Raw genomic sequence first — 24,856 nt, 5'->3', positions numbered from 1 at the left:
ATGGGTAAAGCCAAAACCGTCTAAGTATCCCAAAAACGGAAATAAAAATGCCAGTCGGCTTAACTGACTGGCATTACACATTATGTGGCCTTTTTTGTTTCGGTTTTAAGGTAATGTTATTAATAATAAAGCTTTGTAAAGCACTGAAATTAACGGGGTAGGGGATAACCTTATATTACTACTGGAAAATAACGGCTGTTTTAGGTATGATAGACGGCCTTTGAGTTCATACCGATTATACTGATTGGTTAAAGTACTGAGTATAAATTTTCCATGAGAAAACTGTTAGCGTCCCCTGTAAAAATGGCATTGTCAGATGCAGAAAACACAATTTATCAGAGCATTTTACAATATGCTACTGAATTAAGCTTAAATTTAATGGCCGTTAAAGTGGTTGAACATCCAGAGAATTTTTTAAATTGGAGTACTGAGCTACTAAGGATCACCACTGAAGACTTAAATCAAGATTTGATGGATCCTCCTCAGTTTGTGCCTCTAAAGAAAATGCAAGATTTGCTAGAAAAAGCAATTAGTCTTTCTCAATTAAAAACGACTAAAATCGCCCCTTGGGTTATTTATTCTGACTTTATTCAAGCTCAAAGCACAGTACAGGCTTTAGACGAAAGATTTAGACTGTTAGATCATATCGACAGCATTCGTTCTACTCCATTAGCTCAAATGACAGAATTAGATTTATTAGCTTTTGCTGGTAAACATACAAATCAGCATGACTTTAATATTTACGACTTTGATTGTGAATGGTTTGGCTCTACTAAAGGCGCTAAAGTTTTTCATGCAATATTACAAACAAAAGCACATGAATTAGATAAAGCGTTAGCTCACATCCCTCTAGAAGGTGAAGTGACTCACGAACATTACCAAGCATTTGTTGCTGCTTACACAGAATTATTCACAACGTACACTGAAAACAAACCCGCAGGCGAAAAAGCAGGTGTTGCACCAGCAACTCGTTTATTAGCAATGCGCCGTCCAGATCAATTTGTAGCGCTTACAAACGCTAAAGTTGATGTTATCTGCCAAGGTTTATCTATTACTAAGTTCAATAACTTTAATTTTGACGGTTACTGGAACGAACTAGTATTAGCAGTAAGATCGTTTGCTTGGTGGCGTAAAGCTCAACCAGAAGCAACTGACGAAAATGAAGTAGAACAAAAAATTTGGCGTAATCGTGCCATCTTATTAGATTTATACTTGTTTGCTTCACCTGAACTAGCTGGTCAATCAAACTACGTTAGATTACGCGATAAACCAGTTTCAACAAGAAAGGCATCGGGCACAACTCGTACAAAACGTACTAAAGAAACTGCAGAGATGATTGTTGATAAGCGTCTTGCTAGCGATGATATGCCTGCTTATATGCAAAACAAACGTAATGCATTGATCAGTGAAGTTAAGTTAGGCAAAAATATCGACCAAGTTATTACCTTAATGCGTAAGATATTTGGATAAACGCATAAAGTCTTCGGATAATGCGTAACATATTAAAAAAGGGACTGTTTTACAGTCCCTTTTTTGATTTTATCATTTAAAACACGAGATTACTGTGGGTACTGAAAGCCTAGGGATAGTGTTAAAATGCGAAAAGCTAACTTTTAGCTTTCTGTTTTGATAATCTTTTTAAATAATTTTCTACAGTTTCTAAAATACGACCAGAATTAAAAGGTTTAACAATAAAGCCATTCGCTCCGCTTCTTATTGCCGTTGTCACATTTTCTATAGAGCTTTCCCCAGAAACCATCACTACCATGAGTTTAGGATAATTTTCTCTGATCTCTTTTAATACATTAAGGCCACTGATGTGTGGCAAGTCAATATCTAAATAAACTAAGTCAATCTTATTGTATTTTATAACGTCGATTATATCGGCTCCAGTAGAAGAGTGGAAAAAATTAGTTTCAATATCCATTTTATGTTCGTGTGTACAGGTTAATAACGAACCACGTAATAGATCTCTGCTATATTCGACATCATCTACTAATAATATGTTAATCGTTAAACTCATTTAATACTTCCGCTACTGTCTGATTGAGGCTACTACAATGTTGAATTGCTTGTTGATACTCTTTTTGTTTTAATGATTGTAAAGATTTTTCAGCTAACAAAGTTAACTTATCATAACCAAAATTTCCAGCTAATCCATTGATAACATGCGCTATTTTCATTAATCCTGAATAGTTGAGCGTTGTTATATATTCAGTGATTTCAAAATGTTGTTTTGCTAATTCGGTGTAGAACATAGCTCTGATCTTAGGATCTTGAACTAATATAGGACTAGCGTGAGATGTATTATGCACTTTATCGTCACTATTGGTTAGATGTTGATTAAGTATTTGATATAACTTTGTTAACTCCAGCGGTTTAGTCAAGGTTCCAGTAAAGCCGAGGTTTGAGTACTCTTGGATATCCGATGGCATATTATTGGCTGTTAGAGCATAAATAGGAATATTGATACCAAGCTGCACAAGTGAACTCATCGCTTCTTTGCCATCCATTAGTGGCATTTCAATATCCATCAAAATTAAATCATAATGATCAGTGAGTGCCTTCTGCAATCCTTCTTGGCCATTTTCGGCTAAATCCACTTTTGCACCTGTTTTTTCGATATTAAACGTGAACAAATGTTGATTCACTTTATTATCTTCTACCAATAAAACATCACCAGATAGTGAAGGAATTGACTCGGCTTGAGGATCTACAGAATCATAATTAGATTCATTTTTGAATAAAGATGTTTGCGAGTTATTGTCTGTACTCCTTTTCATATATTACTCCTGAAACTTAATGCCCTATTAAGTGAACCAAAATGTGTACAAAAGCAGAACATAAACAACAACCTTTATTCCGATTTTAGATAAGTAGCCCCACCTATATTAACTAGAGTTGGTGATAAATCTAGTGAAATAAAATAGTTAAGATTAAGAGGGGTAACTGTTTCATATTCTGTAATGCTCTAAGCTACTTTTGCATGTAAACCTCAAATAAATTAGTCAGAACGGTTAGTTTGCCCCCTGATTTTGTTAGGTGATTTAATTTCATATATAACTTATTGATATATTACCCTGATTTTAATACAACAGAGTGAGTTATCATTTTTTAATTAAAAGTAAGTGGAGTAAGAGTAATGAATAATGCGTCATTGGGTGATTACGCCAATTTTATTAGTGCGTTTGCAGCAGCCTTGTCTTTATTAGCTCCAGTTATTTATACTTGGGTATCTCAAAGAGCTAGGTTCGGTAAAGCCGAAAATTATGTTGAGTCTTTAAAGTTATTAACTGAATTAAAGTCCTTGTTAAACAAACACACATCAAAGGAAGATCCTTTGGTTTATAAAAAATTAAAAACTATGATTGCAGAGTTAAAACTGGATATCAAAAAGCAGTCTAATGCGCGAATATCATTAAGGCCTTTTTATATTGTGTTGTTCTTTGAAATCTTAATTTTCATGGTGGTATGGTTAAGTGGCTCATCACAGTGGTTAACTACATTTTTTGAGGCAAAATCTAAAGACTCTGGAATTGGCTTTTTTGAGGGCGTATTACAAGCACCTGAAATGCGTTTGTTGATCATAATGATCAATCTTTTATCCGCTGCGTTTATTAACCGCTATGTTATAAGACGTCTGCAAACGAAACTTAAGACTGCCGTTTTATTAAATAGCGCTTCAATTGGTATGTTCCATGTTGTTATGTTTAGTGTACTGCTGTTTACTTATGTTCTGTTATCCACGTTAGATAATTACTTCAGCGTTTTCTAAACGGTTTAAAAAACTCATATAGATAAAATCTTCAAAACCGCATTTGGGTTATCAACTCAAATGCGGCTTTAATATTGTTTTAACGGTTATTTAGATAGTACAAAGTTTTATTTCAACCGCTTCATAATCTTCAATAACACTTGCCACATCCATACGACCACCTAATACCATGCGTTGATAATGCTGCAATGTTTTGGCTAAATAGCGTTTTGCGGTTCTATATTCTTGTTCACTTGCTGTTTGCCACAAATCTTTGCCTGTTAGTGCTATTGGTTTTAGATCCGCTTTTGCGTCAGCCTTTACTAACAGCACTTCATAAAAGCGTTTGTTTTCTTCTACCAATACTTCTTGTTGTAACCTTAAGTTCAAGTTAATTAACTGTTGGCGTAAAGTATATTGATGATGAACAGGACATAACAAAAAGTCGATATCTAGATTGGGATGTGCTTTATAAATGTTATTAACAAATTCACACATTAAGTCACCACCAACGCCGGCAATGATCACTAAGTGCTTAGCTTTGTGATTAGCTTTATGATCCGCTTTTTGCTGGCTTTGAGCGTTCTGAAGTTCACTTTCTTGAGCATGCTCCAGTCCTAGTTTTTTGTAAGACGCTAAGGGCAGGGTATTTACGTCAATGCAGTGTGTTTGCCATCGTGTTTTATTATCTGAAGTTGTTAGTTGTTGTGCGCTTATATTTTCCTGCGGATAAAACTGTTTCAGCTTAAGGTGCAACTCACTCATTAACTCTGGGACTATATCAACAAAATGAATAACACTAGATGATTGTTTATTGAGTAATGCCGCGCCCAATAAACCATGGTCACAGCAACAATCCCATATATGGTCATAGTTAGTAGTTACCAACTTTTCTATTGTTTGTAGGCGCTTACCCAGTTTTACCATCCTAGTCATATTATTTAATAACGCTTACTTTATTGTCCTGACTCTATAACTTTGACGGCAATGTCGCCATCTTCCACTTTGATATTTAACTTATCGTCAATATTAACTTGCGTTGTATTGGTTATAACCTTACCTGTGTTGGACGTGGCAATGGCATAACCACGCTGCAATGTAGCTAATGGACTGACAATATTTAACTTCTCTATGTTACTAGCAAAGCGCTGCTGAGTTTTAGCAAAATAACTATTAAAGCTAGTTTGTAAGTCGTGAGTTAGTTGAGCTTGTTTGTTTTTGGCTAACTGAAGTTGATGTTTTGGCGTATTAGCTAACAGCATTTCTTTGCCAATGGATGAGCGTTGTTGTTTTTGCGCCATAGTTTGTTTTATCAAGCTGTTTAGCTTTAAATTTAGCTCGTCTGTTTGTTGCTGGGCTAATCTAATTTTATGACTTGGGTGCAACAGGCTTAAGGTTTTATTCAACTGGCCAAACTGTGCTTTTCTGTTTTTATGAATATTGGTATAAGCCATCAACAATCGTGAATACAGTTGCGTGGTTTTATTCACAAGTTCTGAGTTGTCCGTTGAAACAATCTCGGCTGCGGCAGAAGGGGTTGGTGCGCGTAAGTCAGCAACAAAGTCAGAAATGGACACATCAACTTCATGACCAACGGCACTGATAATTGGCAAAGCTGAATTATAAATAGTGTGGGCGAGGGCTTCGTCATTAAAACACCACATATCTTCTAATGAACCACCACCACGTCCAACAATTAATACGTCCACTTCATTTCTATGATTGGCGGCGTTAATCGCCCAAATTATATTTTGGGCAGCTTGCTCACCTTGTACCATAGTTGGATAAAGGATGACTTCGGTTTGCGGAGAACGGCGCTTTAATACAGTTAAAATATCGTGTACCGCTGCACCTGTAGGTGAGGTAACAATACCAACTCGTTTTGGCGATACTGGAATAGGGCGTTTAACGTCTTGATCAAATAAGCCCATTTGCGCTAATTGCTGTTTAAGTTGTTCAAACTGTTGTTTTAATAAACCTTCGCCGGCAGGTTCCATCACCTCAGCAATAAACTGAAAATCACCTCGTGGTTCATACAGGCTAATTCGACCTCTAACTAAAACTTGTGTACCGTTTTCAACAATAGCTCTTACCGAACGGTTATTGCCTTTAAACATGGCACTTTTAATTTGTGCGCGTTTGTCTTTTAGCGAAAAATACCAATGGCCGCTAGAGGCTTTAACTAAGTTTGAAATTTCGCCTGAAATCCAAATATTGACAAACTCACCTTCCAATAACATACGGGCCTTTTGATTAAGCTCCGAGACTTGATATATATGTTGCTGTTGGGCGTTATTATGAGTTTGCACTAATTTATATTTCAATTTATTGGCTGATACGTGGAGTTTACCAAGAGTGTAATTGAAAGTCAGTTATAGAATAATTTGTTGGAAATACAGGGGATCAAAATAAGCTGTATTTTTTGATTTAATAATATTTGTTCAATCGCACAGATTATTTTACGGATTTTGATAAATTTGATTTACCTAGGACACTTTTTAGACTAAAATCCCGCCGCAACGTAATCACCTCCTTCCAAATATTAAGTTAAGGTAAAATTTCCATGTTGCGCATAGCTAAAGAAGCTCTAACATTTGATGATGTTCTACTTGTTCCAGGACACTCAGCGATTCTTCCTCACGAAGCCAATCTAAAAACCCGTTTAACTCGTAACATCGAATTAAATATCCCTATGGTGTCCTCTGCAATGGATACTGTAACTGAAAGCCGTTTAGCTATTGCCCTTGCGCAAGAAGGTGGATTAGGTTTTATTCATAAGAATATGTCTATTGAAGCGCAAGCTAACGAAGTTCGCCGTGTAAAAAAATTCGAAGCTGGTGTTGTTTCTGACCCTGTTACTGTTTCTACTGCCATTAATGTTGGTGAAGTAATGGCTATGGCTGACGAGCATGGCTTCTCAGGTTTCCCAGTTGTAGATAAAGACAATAACCTACAAGGTATTGTAACAGGTCGAGATCTTCGTTTTGAAGCGAATTTAAAAACCAACGTAACTAGTATTATGACGCCAAAAGCGCGCTTGATCACGGTTAAAGAAGGTGCTGCAAACGAAGTTGTTTTCAAATTAATGCACGAAAACCGCATCGAAAAGATATTAGTAGTTGATGATGAATTTAAACTTAAAGGCATGATCACAGTAAAAGATTTCCAAAAAGCGGACAGCAAGCCAAATGCATGTAAAGACTCTTTAGGTCGCTTACGTGTAGGCGCAGCCGTAGGTGTAGGCGCAGGTACAGATGAACGTATTGAAGCTTTAGTAGCCGCAGGTGTAGATGTTTTATTAATCGACACATCTCATGGTCACTCTCAAGGTGTACTAGACCGTGTTTCTAAAACAAGAGCCGCATACCCAGATTTAGATATCGTAGGTGGTAACGTAGCAACCGCTTCTGGCGCATTAGCTTTAGTAGAAGCTGGCGTAGACGCAGTTAAAGTAGGAATTGGCCCAGGTTCAATTTGTACAACACGTATCGTTACCGGTTGTGGTGTTCCACAAATCACGGCTATTTCAGATGCTGTTGAAGCCGTTGCAGGCAAAGATGTCCCAGTAATAGCAGACGGTGGTATTCGTTTCTCAGGTGATATTTCAAAAGCTCTAGTTGCAGGCGCAAGCTGTGTAATGGTTGGTTCAATGCTAGCAGGTACAGAAGAAGCACCTGGCGAAGTTGAATTATACCAAGGCCGTTATTACAAGTCGTATCGCGGTATGGGAAGTCTAGGTGCAATGAACCAATCTCATGGTTCATCAGACCGCTACTTCCAAAAATCAGACAACAAAGAAAAATTAGTACCAGAAGGTATTGAAGGACGTGTTGCATACAAAGGCCCAATCGAAAACATAATTCACCAACAACTAGGTGGCATACGTTCAGCAATGGGTCTAACAGGCTGTGGTTCAATTCCAGAACTAAACACTAAACCTGTATTTGTACGCGTAACATCAGCAGGTATGGGCGAGTCTCATGTGCATGATGTGCAAATTACAAAGGAAGCACCAAACTACCGTATGGGCTAGTTTCTTCTTTGTTTTGTCGTCAGTTTAACTGATCTCGGTGTCAGCAATGCTCAAGTAGACTTCTACGTTCCGCGTTGCTTCCTTGACCTCAATTAAACTGACTTAAAAACAAATGAAGAAACGAGTGAAAATAGCTTGTCTCTTTGCTCTCGTTCAAGAAATAGCGCGTCGAGAGTGCTCATGTATTGGCATACACTGCGCGCTCTCTTCTTGAACTGAAGCAAATATTCGGCGCTATAAATTAGAAATTAAGTTTTATTGTTTTGTCGTCAGTTTAACTGATCTCAGTGTCAGCAATGCTCTTGAGATACGAGACACGAGCTTACAGCTTAAGACTAAAAACTTGCAGGCTATAGCTTCAAGTTTTACATAAAAATTATTACACAAAGTCGGATTATATATCCGGCTTTTCTATTACTAGGTTCAGGGTTACCTGACCGTTCAATTAAAAAGGCTAAAACATGTCAGTAAAACAAGACATTCACCAGCATAAGATTTTAATTTTAGATTTTGGTTCTCAATACACTCAACTTATTGCGCGTCGTGTACGTGAAATTGGTGTTTATTGTGAGCTATGGGCTTGGGATGTTACCGAAGAACAAATCAAAGGCTTTAATCCAAACGGGATTATATTAGCTGGTGGGCCAGAGTCAGTTACTGAGTTTGATTCTCCGCGTGCCCCTGAGTATGTATTTAACGCTGGTATTCCAGTGCTTGGTATTTGTTACGGCATGCAAACTATGTCACAGCAATTAGGTGGTTCAGTAGAAACATCTGATGATCGTGAGTTTGGTTATGCTCAAGTTGAAGTTATCAAATCATCTCCATTGCTTAAAGATATTGAAGATGCAATCACAGCAGACGGTAATGCGTTATTAGACGTATGGATGAGCCATGGTGATAAAGTTAGTTCAATCCCTGCAGACTTCACTACAGTAGCTAAAACTGAATCTTGCCCTTATGCAATTATGGCCAATGAAGATAAGCAATTTTATGGTGTGCAATTCCACCCAGAAGTAACGCATACCAAACAAGGTTTACAATTATTAGAAAACTTTATTTGTAACATTTGTGCTTGTGAAAAGTTATGGACGTCAGCATCAATTATTGAAGACGCCATTGCCAAAATGAAAGAGCAAGTTGGTGACGATGAAGTAGTACTAGGTTTATCTGGTGGTGTTGACTCTTCTGTTGTGGCTATGTTGTTACATAGAGCTATCGGTAAAAAACTAACTTGTGTATTTGTTGATAACGGTTTACTTCGTTTAAACGAAGGCGAGCAAGTAATGGACATGTTTGGTGATAAATTTGGATTGAACATTATTCATGTTAAAGCCGAAGATAGATTTTTAGACCGTTTAGCGTCAGAAAATGATCCTGAGAAAAAACGTAAAATCATCGGTAACGTATTTGTTGAAATTTTTGATGAAGAAGCCAGTAAATTAACCAATGCAAAATGGTTAGCGCAAGGCACTATTTATCCAGACGTAATCGAATCTGCTGCATCTGCAACGGGTAAAGCGCATGTGATTAAATCACACCACAATGTTGGTGGCCTTCCTGATGATATGGAGCTTGGTTTAGTTGAGCCATTACGTGAGTTATTTAAAGACGAAGTACGTAAAATTGGTTTAGAGCTTGGGTTGCCATACGACATGTTATATCGCCACCCATTCCCTGGGCCTGGTTTAGGTGTTCGTATCTTAGGTGAAGTTAAAAAAGAATACGCAGACTTGTTACGTCGTGCGGATCATATCTTCATTGAAGAACTTCACGCTGCTGATTTATACAATAAAGTAAGCCAAGCGTTTACTGTATTTTTACCAGTGCGTTCTGTTGGTGTTATGGGCGACGGTCGTAAATACGACTGGGTTGTTAGCTTACGTGCAGTAGAAACTATCGACTTTATGACAGCGCATTGGGCACATTTACCTTATGACTTCTTAGGTAAAGTATCTAATCGTATAATCAATGAAATTGATGGTATTTCTCGTGTGGTTTATGACATTAGTGGTAAGCCGCCAGCTACAATTGAATGGGAATAACATTCAATTGAAGTTGTAAAAAAAAACGGAGCTAATTAGCTCCGTTTTTTATTATGCATAGGGTATGGCTAATTCACATTTAATATTAACTGATTATTTTCCTGGTCAATTTGAAAAGCAAAGTGTTTTAAAAAGTTCATCCCTAATAAGCCATCCGCATTTTTCATCGTATCTAAATCCATTACCGCAAATTCAATAGACTTAACTCGATAGCCACTAATTTGAAATTGCTCAAATGTATAAACCTGAGCATTAACAATACCGCCTGCGGTGTTCATTTCTATTTGACGGCTAAAAATTGGGTTAAGCCAAGTTGGTAAATTATCAAAAGCAATTTGTGATAATACCGACAAAGAAGCGCCTGTATCTATCATTAAATTAACTGGACTTTGTGGGTCAAATTGCCCGTTAACAACATAGTGAACACCGAGTTTTAACAAAGGAATGGCAGACTCACCTAACATCATCTCTTCTATTTTTTGTAATAACATCTCAACTTGAGCTGGGGATTCATTAAATTCACTTAATTGTTGTAATATTTTCTGTGCAGAAACTAATTGATTTAGCTCAATTTTTGCTTTGCTGAGCATCAGAAGGTAAGGGGGATAATTAGGTTCATCAAATAATAACGGCTCAATGAATTCAACTACGTCTTTCCATAATGCTTGTTGGCTTAATACGGAATACTGTTTTTGTACTAGCTGATGGACTTGATTTTCACTGCGTTGTTCAATTTCAATATTAAATGAGTTATCGATAATGTCTTTGTATATTTTTATCGCTGCTTGGTACTGTTCCAGATCCGTTAAACGCTGCGCCTCTAATTGTAAAACGCCAATGTGGTAAGCGTTATCATTAAAGAAATAATTGGTAAATGTTGCCACAGTTTTATGTTTGTCATTTTTTAAATCACTGGATAAGCTATGTAGCCAAGAGGTTAGTAATTCATCCGCTAGTACATCATCTTGAATAAGGATGTCACTATAAATCTCAATAGCTAAGTCAAACTGCTGCTTCTTAAAGTGGTTATTGGCTTGCTGAAAAAGATCATCATTTGATACGTTTTTTTGAGCTGATGCAACGAAAGGGTTTTGAGCTACAGAGTCTTTTTGCGCGACAACAAAGTTTATCGGGATTGAAGTTTGTGTATCTGCTGCTGTTTGGTCATTAATCGTAAGATAAAAGTATAGATTTAAGCTTAATGATAAAAACAATATCAAAATTAACAACTTAATTTTAATTTGCATTTTTCTCTCGTTTGTTAAGTGAGCCTTTAGTGAATATACCTTAATCGTATTTGTAAATGGATTCAATTAGCTAACTCAACAAACTTGTTATAAATGTTATTTATAGTGAGTTGATCTCATTTTTTAAATCGTAATCCTGACTCGTTACAATTTTTTCTAATACAGCGGTACGCTCTTTTACTTCAGCAAGCTCTTGTTGTAATTGAGTGATTTGCTTGTTTAATTGTTCAGAGATATTTTTGGCGTTGTCTGTACTTTTAGCTTTAAGATTTGCTTTGTAAGCGGAAAGTAAAATGCCACCAATAATAGCGACAATAGGGATTAAAAATACGATGTTACCTGACATAATGTTAACTCTTAGTTTGTAATTAGAAAAATTGACTCAATATAATTCAGTTTTGTGTGTTTAACTCACTTTACTTAATTGGTTTATTTCATCTTTTAGCGAATATTTTTCATCAGTAACAATTTTCTCTAGCACTTCAATTCGCTGTTTTAATTCATTAATAATAGCTTGCGTATCTTCATCAACTTTTGATGTTTGTTTTTTGAGTTGTAATTTTACATATTGTTCATAGGCTGCGTAACTTATGCCACCAATGATAGCGACTAATGCAATTATGAAATGTGAGGTTGCCATGTTAATTTCCTTTTATTATTTTTCAGGTTCGGTTTGTTTAATTATAAAGTTGTTAAATAGGTTTAATAGTTTTTATTTCATTTAGAACTTCACCTAAATTTATACAACATATAACAATATTTGTACCAAATCTTAACTTGTTGAAAATAAACGTAATTAATTATTAATCAGATAATTATATTGTGGTGTTAACTGAATTTTAGTCTAATTAACCAAATTTTATGGTCACACCTTAAAGAGTAACAGATAAATAATTATGAGTGATGAGCTAAATACAGATCTTAAGTGGATGTCATACGCAATTGAACTTGCCAGTAAAGCTGAACAGCAGGGCGAAATACCTGTAGGTGCTGTTTTAGTGAAAGATGGAGAAGTCATTGGCGAAGGGTGGAACCAGTCTATAACCTTGAACGATCCAACGGCTCATGCGGAAATCATGGCAATAAGAGACGCAGGTCAAAAGGTTGATAACTATAGATTAGTGGATGCTACGTTATATGTAACGCTAGAGCCTTGTCCTATGTGCGCTGGTGCATTAGTCCACAGCCGAATTGATAAGTTAGTCTTTGGAGCCAGTGACTTAAAAACTGGAGCAGCTGGCAGTGTGATGAATATAGTGACACATGAAAAATTAAATCATCAGTTAGAGGTTACATCTGGGGTATTAAAACAAGAATGCAGTGAGGCAATTTCAGCTTTTTTTAAGAAACGTAGGCAACAGAAAAAAGCTGATAAATTACAAAGCAGTTTAAATACAAATAAAGAGTAGCGTTAAGGCGTCTGAGTGTCTTTTGATTCAGACGTATTGATGGTTGAACCCTCTAAGCTCATAGGGATTTGTTTTATACGGCGGTGTATTAATCTGCGTGTTTTATGTCTATTAGCCACGCGTCTGCGGATGCTGGTATTCATTAAACCTACTTTTTTCAGATTGTTAGTTCTTCTTCTTCGTAACACTTTTTCTTCCTAACCTTGGCTAGTCTTGAGTAAGTTGAATATATCGAACTAAAGTCAGTATGGTAACTGACTTTAGTCTGTTTATCTCTAAGTTATTTATAGAGCCTGTTGGATTTTGTTCTCTTGCACGGCATCATTCTTTTTGCTGGCTATCGATTCGTCTTCAATTGCTTTTTGATCTATCCAAACTAACGTATCGTAATAACGTCTGATATTTGAAACGTAATTTACAGCTTCGTCACCGCGAGCAAATCCATAGCGAGTTTTTTTGTAATAACGTTTTTGGCGTAACAGTGGTAACTGGTTTTTAACATCTACCCATTTATCTGGATTGCCGCCAAGTTTAGATGTAAGCCTACGAGCATCTTGTACGTGACCCCAACCGATATTATATGCAGCTAAAGCAAACCAAGGTCTGTCATGTTCTGAGATTCTATCTGGAATACGTTTAAGCAATTTTCTTAAATAAACAGAACCACCACGAATGTTATCTTCTGGATCTAAACGACTCTCAACACCAAATTGTTTTGCCGTCGGTTGTGTCAGCATCATAATGCCACGCACACCGGTTGGCGATCTTGCTTTAGGATCCCAATGAGACTCTTGATAACTTTGCGCCGCTAATAAGCGCCAATCTATGTCGCCAGCGTAAACTTCAAACCAATCTTTGTATTTAGGTAATACTTTGTCGACAGCTCGCATAAATAAACGAGTATCAACGTAATTGAATTTTTCTACATGACCAAAATATCTATCTTCTAATGCAACAAGCTCACCTGATACATTCATCTCACCAAAAAAATCAATCAAAACGGCATATAAAGAGTCATCGTGATTGTCGTTTAACAACCAACTAAGTTGCTGCTTTTTCTCAACAGTAAAGGCCACACTAATATCTGGAAAGTAACGACGTACAATAGATAAATTATGTGAGTCGGCAATGGTGTAGTCAACGCTACCGTCCATTACCATTTCCAGTATTTCGTTTGGATCTGAGTTTTCTGCGATTTCAATTTTAAGGTTTGGGTATTCATCAGCAATACTTAATAGCTTTTCGTAATGGCTAGTTTGCGCAGCTACAGTAATTGGAGCATCAAGCTCTTCCATTGAATTAGGACGTTTTCGACCTTGTTTAAAAACGACTTTTTGCGAAATATTTAAATAAGGCGGTGAATATCTGAATTTTTCAGAACGACTTTTGGTTGGCGTTAATCCGCCAACAAGAATATCGACGGTACCATTTTCTAATTTAGGCAGTAATTCAGAAACGTGATAACTCGGAATTAACTCAATTTCCACGTCTAAGTACTCGGCAAAATTTTGCACTAAATCATGCTCAAATCCAGCGGGTGTATCAATATCTACATAGTAGCTTGTTGGGTTAAATAATATCCCCACCTTTAATACATTGGCTTTTTTGATCTGTTGTAATTTTGCGTTTTTGTCTGAAGGCTGGCAAGCCGCAAGCAAAAATAATAGCGACACGACCCATAAAAGGCGTGTTTGTGCTGATTTAAAGGTACAAATTAATGCACTTAAAGTTTGGTTTTTTTCTTTCATGGGGCGTTTATACCACAAACTAGATTTGTCAGTCACTAAACATAATTTCAGAAAAATTAAAAAATCCATTATATTCCGATCAATCCTTTATTGGCTAAGCTTAGATTTGTTAGTTATAAAAAAGTGAAAAGTTGGTGTTTAATTATCTGGTAAATATACTTTTATTTACCTGAAACTGTGCTAATCCTTCTTTTTTATTTATTCAATTTATTAATTACGTTTGTACTCTATATCTTATAACTTATTGTGTATATAATGCGCGCCTAATTTTTTATCCTTTCAAAACAATCAATGAATGGTGAATTGGCATATGTTAATCCTTCGTGGTGCCCCAGCTTTATCTGAATTTCGTGTTAAAAAACTTCTTGCTGCATTTTCGTCTATTGGCCTAAGTGTTAAAGACATTTATGCGGAATATTCGCATTTTGCTGACGTATCAGCGGAACTGTCTAGTGATGATTTAACTAAGTTAAATGCATTACTAAAATACGGTCCGTCTATCGCACAGCATGAACCTGAAGGTGAACTGATAGTAGTTACGCCTCGCCCTGGAACTATTTCTCCGTGGTCCACCAAAGCAACTAACATAGCCAATAACTGTGGTCTGCAAAGTGTTAAACGCGTAGAACGTGGTATTGCCTATTACGTTGTGGCTGATGGGTTAACCGCTGAACAAAAACAACTAGTGATTGCCGAGTTATACGACCGCATGACAGAAGTTGTGTTCACGGACTTACAACAAGCCTCACAATTATTTATTGAAGAATCACCTAAGCCGTTTGCTTCTGTGAATGTTCTATCTGGTGGGCGTGAAGCGTTATCATCGGCAAACATCACAATGGGCTTAGCCCTTGCTGATGATGAAATCGACTACTTGGTGGAGAACTTTACCAAATTAGGTCGTAATCCAAACGACATCGAATTATATATGTTTGCTCAAGCAAACTCTGAGCATTGTCGTCACAAAATATTTAATGCAGATTGGACAATTGACGGGGTTAATCAACCTAAGTCTTTGTTCAAAATGATCAAAAATACATTTGAACACAATAGCGAATATGTAACCTCAGCTTATAAAGACAATGCAGCGGTTATGCATGGATCTGAAGCTGGACGTTTTTTCGCAAATCCAGAAACTAATGCTTATCAGTACCATAATGAAAGTATTGATATCTTGATGAAAGTTGAAACGCATAATCATCCAACGGCTATTTCTCCTTTTCCTGGTGCTGCAACAGGCTCTGGTGGCGAAATACGTGATGAAGGCGCAACAGGTCGTGGTTCAAAACCTAAAGCTGGTTTAAGCGGTTATTCAGTTTCTAACTTACGCATTCCTAATTTTGAGCAGCCGTGGGAAATCAATTACGGTAAACCAAGCCGTATTGTGACTGCACTAGATATTATGATGGAAGGCCCACTTGGTGGCGCTGCATTTAATAACGAATTTGGTCGTCCTAATATTTTAGGTTACTTCCGTACTTATGAAGACAAAGTAAATAGTCATAACGGTGTTGAAGTTCGTGGTTATCACAAACCTATTATGTTGGCAGGCGGTTTAGGTAATATCCGTCGTGAGCATACTCAAAAAGGTATTGTTCCTGCTGGCGCTAAGCTAATTGCCTTAGGTGGCCCTGCAATGAACATTGGTTTAGGTGGCAGTGCCGCTTCTTCAATGGCATCGGGTCAATCTAGTGAAGACTTAGATTTTGCATCAGTTCAGCGCGAAAACCCAGAGATGGAACGTCGATGCCAAGAAGTTATCGACAAGTGTTGGCAGTTAGGTGATGAAAATCCAATTGCCTTTATTCACGATGTTGGTGCCGGTGGGCTTTCTAATGCATTCCCTGAGTTAGTGAATGACGCTGAAGTAGGCGGTAAATTTGAGTTACGTAATGTACCAAATGATGAACCGGGTATGTCACCGTTAGAAATCTGGTGTAACGAATCTCAAGAGCGTTACGTAATAGCCGTTGCAGCTGAAAACCTAGAAGTATTTGAACAGTTATGTAAGCGTGAACGTGCACAGTACGCTGTCATTGGTGAAGCAACTAAAGAACGTCACTTAACGGTTAGCGATGAGCACTTTAACAACAACCCAATTGATTTACCGCTAGATGTTTTATTAGGTAAAGCACCTAAAATGCATCGCGATGTAACATCTGCTCAAACTGCGGGTACTGAGTTTGATTTAACTAATATTAAATTAGCCGATGCAGCAGAGCGTATTTTACGTTTACCAACAGTGGCAGAGAAAACTTTCTTAGTTACCATTGGTGACCGCACAGTTACTGGCATGGTTGCTCGTGATCAAATGGTTGGCCCTTGGCAAGTTCCAGTGGCTGACGTTGCCGTTACTACTGCTGCATTAGACACGTATCACGGTGAAGCGATGTCATTAGGTGAAAGAACACCTATTGCTTTATTAAACTACGGTGCTTCAGCGCGTATGGCGGTTGGTGAATCAATCACTAATATAGCAGCGTCTGATATCGGCGAATTAAAACGCATTAAAATGTCAGCAAACTGGATGGCCGCTGCCGGCCACCCGGGTGAAGATGCTGGTCTTTATGAAGCTGTTAAAGCTATTGGTGAAGAGTTATGTCCTGCATTAGGCTTAACCATCCCAGTGGGTAAAGACTCTATGTCGATGAAAACTCAGTGGCAAGACGATGCTTCAAATGAAGACAAGTCAGTAACGTCACCACTTTCATTGGTTATCACTGCGTTTGCTCGTGTTGAAGATGTGCGTAATACCGCAACACCTCAACTTAGAACAGACAAAGGTGAGTCAGAACTTATCTTGCTTGATTTAGGTAATAAACAAAACCGTATGGGCGCGAGTTGTTTAGCTCAAGTTTATAATGAGTTAGGTACGTCAACGCCAGATGTTGACGACGCTAAAACATTAAAAGGCTTTTTCGACAGCGTTCAAACCTTAATTCGTGACGGTAAAGTGATGGCTTATCATGACCGTTCGGATGGTGGTTTATTCTCTACTGTTACTGAAATGGCATTTGCCGGTAAAGCGGGTGTTAATGTTGAGCTTGGTGGTTTATGTAGCTTAGGTGGCACTGATGTTACCGCTGCTTTGTTTAACGAAGAGTTAGGTGCGGTTATTCAGGTTAAATCTACAGATAAAGCTGCGGTGTTAGCTGTGTTAGCAGAAAATGGTTTAGCGACTATGTCGCACGTAATTGGCTCTGTTAATAACGATGACAAAATTAGCTTTACCGTTAACGGCAAAGTAGTACTTGAAAATACTCGTACTCATTATCGTACCGTTTGGGCTGAAACTACATTCAAAATGCAATCCATGCGTGATAACCCAGAATGTGCTCAACAAGAACATGACGCTAAATTTGATGTAAACGATAAAGGTTTAAATGTTGAATTAACATTCGACATTAACGAAGACGTTGCAGCACCGTTTATTGCAAAAGATGCATCAACAGGTGTTAAACCTAGAGTTGCGATTTTACGTGAACAAGGTGTTAACTCGCATGTTGAAATGGCAGCTGCGTTTAATCGTGCTGGTTTTGAAGCGGTAGATGTTCACATGAGTGACTTACAAGAAGCTCGTATGAATCTTGCTGACTTTACTGGCTTAGTCGCTTGTGGTGGCTTCTCTTACGGTGACGTATTAGGCGCTGGTGAAGGTTGGGCTAAATCCATTTTGTTTAACGAAATGTTAAGTGAACAGTTTAAAACCTTCTTCTACCGTGAAAATACCTTTAGTTTAGGTGTGTGTAACGGTTGTCAGATGATGTCTAACTTACGTTCATTAATTCCAGGTGCTGATCATTGGCCTCGTTTTGTTACGAATAAATCAGAGCGCTTTGAAGCCCGTTTTAGTTTAGTTGAAATTCAAGAGTCAGATTCTGTATTCTTTGCTGGCATGGCGGGCTCTCGTATGCCAATCGCTGTGTCTCATGGTGAAGGTCTTGCTGAATTTACACATGCTTCTGACATTAATGCTGCAATTAACTCTGGCAATGTTGCAATGCGTTATGTGGATAACAATGGTAAGTTTACTGAAACCTATCCAGCTAATCCAAATGGCTCACCAAAGGGCATTACGTCGTTAACAACCAACGATGGTCGTGTAACAATTATGATGCCACATCCTGAGCGTGTATTTAGAGCAGTAACTAACTCTTGGCACCCAGATGAATGGAAAGAAGATAGCCCTTGGATGCGTATGTTCCGTAACGCACGTAAGTGGGTTGGTTAAAAAGTACTGTTTTGATTAGAAAAAATCTAAAAAACCGCCTTATGGCGGTTTTTTTATTTATGGTGAAATATGCTTAACGTCTACAGACGTTTTATACCTTTGAGTATTTAATATGTAACTGTTTTTATTAGTGTTTATTATTGTTTTTTAAACATGTTAATAGGTGTTTTTATTGCTTGTTTAGAGTAAATATTCCATTGTTTTGCATTAATATTCAATCCGTTTTTGTGGTTGAATTTAATTCACTTTTTAATATGTCTATCTATGTTTATTTTGATGGTGAGAGAGTTTGGTGCTTTTATGTGTATTTTCGCACAAAAAGACAAACGGATGAATAAATGGCCTTTTTGAGGCGAGAAAAAAATAAAAAATAAAAAATAAAAAAACCAGGAACAATATATGAAAATTGCGACAAACTTTAACCGTTCAGCTGTATGCATTGCATTAACAACAGCATTATATCAACCTATCGCCTTAGCTGCTGAAGAGCCGAAGGTAGAAGATGGCATAGAAAAAATTGAAGTAACAGCGACCAGACGTGCTGGTACAATCCAAGATATCCCTGTTAATATAACCGCATTAGATAGCGATGTATTAGCTGACCAAAATATCGGAGAATTAGCTGATATTGCTCGTTGGGTTCCAGGCCTAACTGTACAAGATCAAGGTGGTCGCTCAGACTCCCCAATAATCGTTCGTGGATTAAATACGAACTCATCAGGCCCAGGCTCTAATGCTGGAACGGTTGCAACTTATGTTGGTGAAAGCCCACTTTCTGTTGATTTAAAGCTACTAGATATAGCACGTGTTGAAGTACTTATCGGCCCACAAGGAACACTTTATGGAGCTGGAACATTAGGTGGTGCTATTCGCTATATTCCAAATAAGCCTATTTTAGATGAAATATCAGGCAAAGTTTATGGAGATGTCAACTCGGTAACTGAAGGCGGAACAGGTCATGAGGCCGGATTTGTTTTTAATATGCCACTGATCAGTGAAGAGTTAGGTTTACGTGTTGCATTCCAAGAGCAGAAAAATGCTGGTTTTATTGATTATAATTATATAGTTAAAGATGCGGGAACAAGTTTACCAGATCCCGATTGGTCTGATGCTAGTGCGGTGACTGCGAATACCAAACAAGAAGAAGACTTAAATAGTGATGAAAGTACAACGGCTAAGTTTATGCTTCGTTGGGCTCCATCAGATAGTTTAGATGCATTGTTATCTTATACCTATCAAAACCAAGATGTTGGCGGCCGATCAATTGTGCATTATGACACATTAGCTGAAAGTAACGCTTTATCTTCAAGTATTGGCAAATATGAGTCAGCGTATCGTGTTGCTGAGCCAAGAGAAAAAACAACAGACCTTTTAGCTCTTGAGTTAACTGCTGACTTAGGTTTTGCTGAATTAACATCTGCAACTAGTTTATCGACTTTTGAAGCTGTAGGGCAACGAGACCAAACGGATTTGTTGATCCGTTTAAATTATTCTTATGAAGAGTTTCCTGCCTTTACTGCGTTTACGCGCGAAGAAGATAATTATGAAGATTTTGTGCAAGAGTTACGTCTAGTTTCTCAAGGCGAGTCTGATTTACAATGGATTGTTGGTTATTATTATAGTGATTCAACAAGCAAAGGCGATAGCCGAGAATATACACCTGGCTTTGATGAATATGCGATAGATGTTTGGGGCGTTGGTGGAAACCTTAGGCCAGATAGTCTTGAATATATTTCCGTAGGTGAAACGGATGTTACCGAGTCTGCCCTTTTTGGTGAAGTTGGCTATAGCATAACAGATAAGCTTGATGTCACATTAGGAGCTCGTTTTTATAACTATGAAGTGAGTTCAGTTTCTGCTACTGATTTGCCATTGTACAATTCAGTATTTCTCGGAGATCCATCAGATCAAATAAATATAGATTTAGCTAGCGAGGAACCTATTGGTGTCGAAGATAGCGGTAGCTTATTTAAGTTAAATGTTAGCTACAAATTTACTGATGATGTTATGGCATATGTGACATTAAGTGAAGGGTTTCGAATTGGTGGCTCAAATGGCATAGGCTTATGTACAGAGGAACAATTAACCGATGATAAGCAAGATGTTTGTGCATTAGAAAGTGAAGAAGTTTATGTTGCTGACACAACAGAGAATATTGAACTTGGGGTGAAGTCTTCATGGTTTAAAAACAAACTTCATTTAAATGGTGCGGTTTATACGGTTGATTGGGCTGACCCTCAAATTGGTGGTGCGACTCAAAATGGGCAACAACCAATTACGGCCAATGGTAAAGGTGCTAATGCAACAGGCTTCGAATTATCAGCCAGAGCAATGTTGACCGATGAATTAACGGCTTTTGGTAGCTTGTCACATACTAAAGCTGAATTAACTGCTGATGCGCCATATTTATTTGGTGTTTTTTATGATCAAGGTACTGAACTACAAAGTTGGAAAGATGGTGCAGATGGTGACCGCTTACCTGGCTCTCCAGAAAATCAGATGTCTTTAGGGTTAAAGTACAGCACTGAAGTTATGTCTGAATACATGTTAGACGTTAACTACGGAATGACATACCAAAGTGACTTGTATACCACTGTTGGTCTTAAAAATGACGGTGAAGTTATTGATGGCTACTCTCTTAGTAATATGTCTGCCAGTATTTCGTCAGAAGATTGGTCTGTAACTATGTATATTGACAATTTATTTGATGAATATGCCGTAACATCTGTACGCAGTAACAAAGGCAGTATCGGTTTATCTAAGTATGATGAATATAATCAAAATAGACCAGATTTAGCGAGAGGATATGGTTACTTTTTATCTACACCAAGAACGGTAGGTGTTAAGTTTAGCTATAATTTCTCTATACTATAAAAGTTAAAAACTATATAAAAGGCACTTAGAGTGCCTTTTTTATTAAGCAAAATTTTTAAGAATATAATGACGAATATCAACTACCTTCATCAACAAGCTCAAAAATCACTTAACCATTCTGATTTTCAAACGGCACAACAATATTTATTGACAATCTTAAAGCAAGATAAAGCATTTTATGACGCATACTTTTTGCTTGGTATAATTGAGGCCGAATTAGGTCAATATAATAAAGCGGTTTCTCTAATTCAAAAAGCGATATCAATCAAAGAAACTGCAGAATACTTTGCACATTTAGCTAAGTGTTTAGCTATGTTAGGCAATAGTAATGAAACCTATGGAGCTATTGTTAACGCGGAAAAGTTCACAATTAAACGCGCATTAACACTTGATACTTTAGGTGTGGCGTTAAGCCGTTTAGGCCAGCATCACAAAGCAATTGAGTACTTTGAACGGGCAATTGAAATAAGCAAAAAAGCAAGTTTTTACTATAACTTGGGAGCATCACAAACATTTTCAGGGTTATTTACAAAAGCAGCAGACTCTTATGAACAGGCAATAAAGCTTGAACCTTTATTTTACCAAGCTCATTCGTCGTTAAGTCATCTAGGTGGAGTTGATAAAAACAATAATCATGTTGCTAGGCTAAAAGATGTGTTTAATAAAATGACACACCCTGATGCTAAGTTACATATTTCACACGCTTTGGCTCGGGAGCTAGATACTTTAGGCTATTACGATGAATGTTTTAATTATTTAGATACGGCAAAACAACAAAAACTGAATAAATTAAATTATAACTTTAAGCAGGACTTAGAATTATTTGATGGTTTAAAACGTTTATTTACGGATACAGACTTTTTAAATAAGCAATGGGAAGAAGAAAGTACAGAAAAACCAATATTTGTTGTTGGAATGCCACGTTCAGGCACAACTTTGATTGAACGAGTATTAACTAATAATACAGGAATAAAATCCGCAGGTGAGTTGCAAGAATTCGGGCTGGCACTGAAACAATTAACACAATCTCCGGGACGATATATTTTGGATCCTAAAACCCTTGATGCTGCCAAATCAATAAATTTTTCCGAGTTAGGGACGTATTATATAAATAGCTTAAGTAAGGTTATTCAAAAAGAGCAACGTTTTGTAGATAAAATGCCTTTAAATGTTTTGTACGGAGGATTAATAGCTAAAGCGTTACCTCAGGCAAAAACAATCTGTGTTATTCGTAATCCGATGGATACTATCTGGGGTAACTATAAACAAATGTTCTCTCTTAACGACCCTTATTATAATTATGCTTATGATCAATTAAGTATTGCTCAGTTTTACCATCAATTTGTTGAATTAGCAGAGTTTTGGCAAAGTATCTACCCTGAGCAATTTAAAATAGTTTCTTATGATGCGTTTGTGCAAAATCCTGAAGTTTTGGCAAAAGATATAATGGCATTTTGTGATATTGAATATACATCAGATATTTTGGATATTACAAAAAATACAGCAGCGGTTGCTACAGCAAGCTCAGTACAAGTACGTTCACCGATAAATACTAAATCTCTAGGAGGTTGGAAAAAGTATAAAGAACATTTACAACCAGCCTTTAATTATATTAAAGGTAAAGGTTTTTATATTGGTTAAGTCATGAATTGAACTAATAATAAAATAAATTTATCTTGCCCTTTATTTTATGGCTATTAGACTCCATAACATGCATTTATATAAACTAGTTTGACTTTAAAATTGGTAGCATTCAGAAATGGTCTGAGTTAACTCTACTGGTGTAAGGAAAGGTTACGCATTGACGACAATTAAGCAGAAACTTGAGCGATTAAATTCAGCTCAATTTACCCAAGCAATAAAAAATATTAACCGTGGAATTGAACGTGAGGGTCTTAGGGTTAATACCGACGGCAAGCTTTCTCAACTAGACCATCCAACTGCATTGGGCTCTGCATTAACTCATCCATATGTAACAACAGATTATTCTGAGTCGTTGTTAGAGTTAATTACACCACCATCAAATAATATAAATACCACCTTTGCTCAATTACAAGATGTACACAAGTTTGTCGCCGCTAACATTGGTGATGAAGTATTGTGGCCAATGAGTATGCCTTGTTTCATCAACAATGAAGACGATATTCGTATTGCGCAATACGGCAGTTCAAATGTTGGTAAAATGAAAACAACTTATAGGGAAGGTCTTAAAAATAGATACGGCTCTATGATGCAGGCAATATCAGGCATTCATTATAATTTTTCATTACCAACTGAATTTTGGCAATTATTAAAAGAATTAAATGGTGATGATACTGAGCTCACCGAATATCAATCTGCACAATATATGCATATGGTTCGCAATATTAAGCGCTTTGCTTGGGTAGTTACTTATCTTTATGGTGCTTCACCTGCCATGTGTAAGTCATTTTTAAAAGGTCGTGAGACTGGGTTAGATTTTGATTCATTTGGTAAAGGTTCTATATTTTTACCCAATGCAACATCGCTGAGAATGAGTGATTTAGGCTATACCAATAGCGCACAGTCAGAGTTGAATATTGAGTATGGCTCACTGACTCAATATATTGAAAAGCTAAGAAAGGCCATTCATACCGAATCTGAAGAATATAAAAGAATCGGTGTAAAAGTAGATGGCCAATACAAACAACTAAATCACAATATATTGCAAATTGAAAACGAATTGTACGCACCAGTCAGGCCAAAACAAATTGCTACATCAGGTGAGAAACCAACTGATGCATTAGAAAATCGTGGTGTTATGTATGTTGAATTACGAGTTTTGGATGTTAATCCATTCTCCCCATACGGCATTACTTTAGAACAAATGCATGTACTTGATGTTTTCCTATTATATTGTCTGCTAAATCCAACAACAGAATTAACCGACGCACAGCAGCTAGAAGCGGAAGATAATCAAGATAAGATAGTACTAGAGGGCAGAAAATCTGATTTAGAATTAACAGATAATGGCATAAATAAAACGCGTAACGCTTGGTTGTCAGATATGTTTGAAGACTTTTCTGACATTGCAACTTGGTTGGACGGCCATTACGGTGAAGATCATTACACTGCAGCTATCAAGTCAGTATCAGCATCGGTTAACGATCCAACACAGACCTTATCTGGTAAGTTTTTATCTGAGTTACAAGCAACTCAAACAGATAATGGTGTATTTGGCTTAAAGCTAGCGAAACAATATAAAACTGAGATTTTAGCTAAAGATACTAGTGTTTTTTCTGAGTCATTTTTACAACAAGAATCGGTTAAGTCATTGCAGAGTCAACAAGATGTAGAGAATGCTGATAAAGTAAGTTTTGATGATTTCTTGGTTGACTATTTTAAGTATTAGTCAGTTGATCTTATAACCGTAAGTAAGTGAGAACTTGTTTACGGTTAGCCTTTCTATTTATCTACTTTCCCTATAAATAATTTTTGCAGACAAGAAGCCGCGACATACCTGTTGCATACAAGCATACCTATATCACTGTAAGCCG

The 24,856-nt window shown here is 37.1% G+C and carries 17 protein-coding genes; 9 read left to right on the top strand and 8 right to left on the bottom strand.

Features of this window, described 5'->3' with window-relative positions:
• Nucleotides 1–273 precede the first annotated feature (273 nt).
• Nucleotides 274–1,470, top strand: a complete 1,197-nt coding sequence (locus Q0940_RS09755) for a hypothetical protein (RefSeq protein WP_299267656.1) — start codon at nt 274–276, stop codon at nt 1,468–1,470.
• Between the two features lie 136 nt (nt 1,471–1,606).
• On the opposite strand, the gene Q0940_RS09750 is transcribed toward Q0940_RS09755, so the two are convergent.
• Together Q0940_RS09750 and Q0940_RS09745 are read right to left on the bottom strand one after the other, a co-directional pair.
• Nucleotides 1,607–2,023: a response regulator gene (locus tag Q0940_RS09750; RefSeq protein WP_299267653.1), complete on the bottom strand. Its 417-nt coding sequence runs from the start codon at nt 2,021–2,023 to the stop codon at nt 1,607–1,609.
• Nucleotides 2,007–2,783, bottom strand: coding sequence for a response regulator (locus Q0940_RS09745; protein WP_299267649.1), 777 nt, complete (start codon nt 2,781–2,783; stop codon nt 2,007–2,009). The genes Q0940_RS09750 and Q0940_RS09745 overlap by 17 nt, the downstream gene beginning before the upstream one ends.
• A 359-nt stretch (nt 2,784–3,142) precedes the next feature.
• Here Q0940_RS09745 and Q0940_RS09740 point away from each other — a divergent pair, with 359 nt between their 5' ends.
• Nucleotides 3,143–3,775, top strand: coding sequence for a hypothetical protein (locus tag Q0940_RS09740; RefSeq protein WP_299267646.1), 633 nt, complete (start codon nt 3,143–3,145; stop codon nt 3,773–3,775).
• A gap of 90 nt (nt 3,776–3,865) precedes the next feature.
• On the opposite strand, the gene Q0940_RS09735 is transcribed toward Q0940_RS09740, so the two are convergent.
• Both Q0940_RS09735 and xseA read right to left on the bottom strand, forming a co-directional pair.
• Nucleotides 3,866–4,690, bottom strand: coding sequence for a tRNA (adenine(22)-N(1))-methyltransferase TrmK (locus Q0940_RS09735; protein ID WP_299267644.1), 825 nt, complete (start codon nt 4,688–4,690; stop codon nt 3,866–3,868).
• A gap of 20 nt (nt 4,691–4,710) precedes the next feature.
• Nucleotides 4,711–6,078 (bottom strand): exodeoxyribonuclease VII large subunit, encoded by a 1,368-nt coding sequence (gene xseA / locus Q0940_RS09730; protein ID WP_299267642.1) that lies wholly within the window; start codon nt 6,076–6,078, stop codon nt 4,711–4,713.
• 239 nt (nt 6,079–6,317) lie between these two features.
• Between xseA and guaB the strand changes: the two genes are divergently transcribed.
• On the top strand, nt 6,318–7,787 hold the full coding sequence (gene guaB / locus Q0940_RS09725; protein WP_299267640.1) for an IMP dehydrogenase: 1,470 nt from the start codon (nt 6,318–6,320) through the stop codon (nt 7,785–7,787).
• Between the two features lie 461 nt (nt 7,788–8,248).
• Entirely contained in the window at nt 8,249–9,832 is a 1,584-nt protein-coding gene (gene guaA, locus Q0940_RS09720; RefSeq protein ID WP_299267638.1) for a glutamine-hydrolyzing GMP synthase, read from the top strand.
• A gap of 68 nt (nt 9,833–9,900) precedes the next feature.
• Here the strand turns inward: guaA and Q0940_RS09715 are convergent, their stop codons facing one another.
• The 3 genes from Q0940_RS09715 to Q0940_RS09705 all read right to left on the bottom strand — a co-directional run bounded on the left by Q0940_RS09715 (nt 9,901) and on the right by Q0940_RS09705 (nt 11,719).
• Nucleotides 9,901–11,079, bottom strand: a complete 1,179-nt coding sequence (locus tag Q0940_RS09715) for a retropepsin-like aspartic protease (protein WP_299267635.1) — start codon at nt 11,077–11,079, stop codon at nt 9,901–9,903.
• A 100-nt stretch (nt 11,080–11,179) separates the two neighbouring features.
• The gene (locus Q0940_RS09710; protein ID WP_299267632.1) at nt 11,180–11,425 is read right to left on the bottom strand and encodes a hypothetical protein; all 246 of its coding nucleotides are present in this window, start codon (nt 11,423–11,425) and stop codon (nt 11,180–11,182) included.
• Nucleotides 11,426–11,485: 60 nt separating this feature from the next.
• A complete protein-coding gene (locus Q0940_RS09705; RefSeq protein ID WP_299267629.1) occupies nt 11,486–11,719 on the bottom strand; it encodes a hypothetical protein in 234 nt (77 codons plus the stop codon).
• A 256-nt stretch (nt 11,720–11,975) separates the two neighbouring features.
• Between Q0940_RS09705 and tadA the strand changes: the two genes are divergently transcribed.
• Complete coding sequence (gene tadA, locus Q0940_RS09700) at nt 11,976–12,488, top strand: tRNA adenosine(34) deaminase TadA (RefSeq protein WP_299267626.1); 513 nt, start codon at nt 11,976–11,978, stop codon at nt 12,486–12,488.
• 284 nt (nt 12,489–12,772) lie between these two features.
• On the opposite strand, the gene mltF is transcribed toward tadA, so the two are convergent.
• Nucleotides 12,773–14,236: a membrane-bound lytic murein transglycosylase MltF gene (mltF, locus tag Q0940_RS09695; protein ID WP_299267623.1), complete on the bottom strand. Its 1,464-nt coding sequence runs from the start codon at nt 14,234–14,236 to the stop codon at nt 12,773–12,775.
• A 310-nt stretch (nt 14,237–14,546) separates the two neighbouring features.
• On the opposite strand from mltF, the gene purL reads away from it, so the two are divergent.
• From purL to gshA, 4 genes are all read left to right on the top strand, one after another.
• Nucleotides 14,547–18,467 (top strand): phosphoribosylformylglycinamidine synthase, encoded by a 3,921-nt coding sequence (gene purL, locus Q0940_RS09690; RefSeq protein ID WP_299267620.1) that lies wholly within the window; start codon nt 14,547–14,549, stop codon nt 18,465–18,467.
• Between the two features lie 399 nt (nt 18,468–18,866).
• The gene (locus Q0940_RS09685; protein ID WP_299267617.1) at nt 18,867–21,341 is read left to right on the top strand and encodes a TonB-dependent receptor; all 2,475 of its coding nucleotides are present in this window, start codon (nt 18,867–18,869) and stop codon (nt 21,339–21,341) included.
• Nucleotides 21,342–21,407: 66 nt separating this feature from the next.
• Nucleotides 21,408–22,982 (top strand): tetratricopeptide repeat-containing sulfotransferase family protein, encoded by a 1,575-nt coding sequence (locus Q0940_RS09680; RefSeq protein WP_299267614.1) that lies wholly within the window; start codon nt 21,408–21,410, stop codon nt 22,980–22,982.
• Between the two features lie 160 nt (nt 22,983–23,142).
• Nucleotides 23,143–24,711, top strand: a complete 1,569-nt coding sequence (gene gshA / locus Q0940_RS09675) for a glutamate--cysteine ligase (RefSeq protein WP_299267609.1) — start codon at nt 23,143–23,145, stop codon at nt 24,709–24,711.
• Nucleotides 24,712–24,856 lie beyond the last annotated feature (145 nt).

This window comes from uncultured Psychrosphaera sp. (assembly GCF_947500655.1).
Lineage (GTDB): Bacteria > Pseudomonadota > Gammaproteobacteria > Enterobacterales > Alteromonadaceae > Psychrosphaera.
This window is presented reverse-complemented; position numbering and strand designations above follow the sequence as displayed.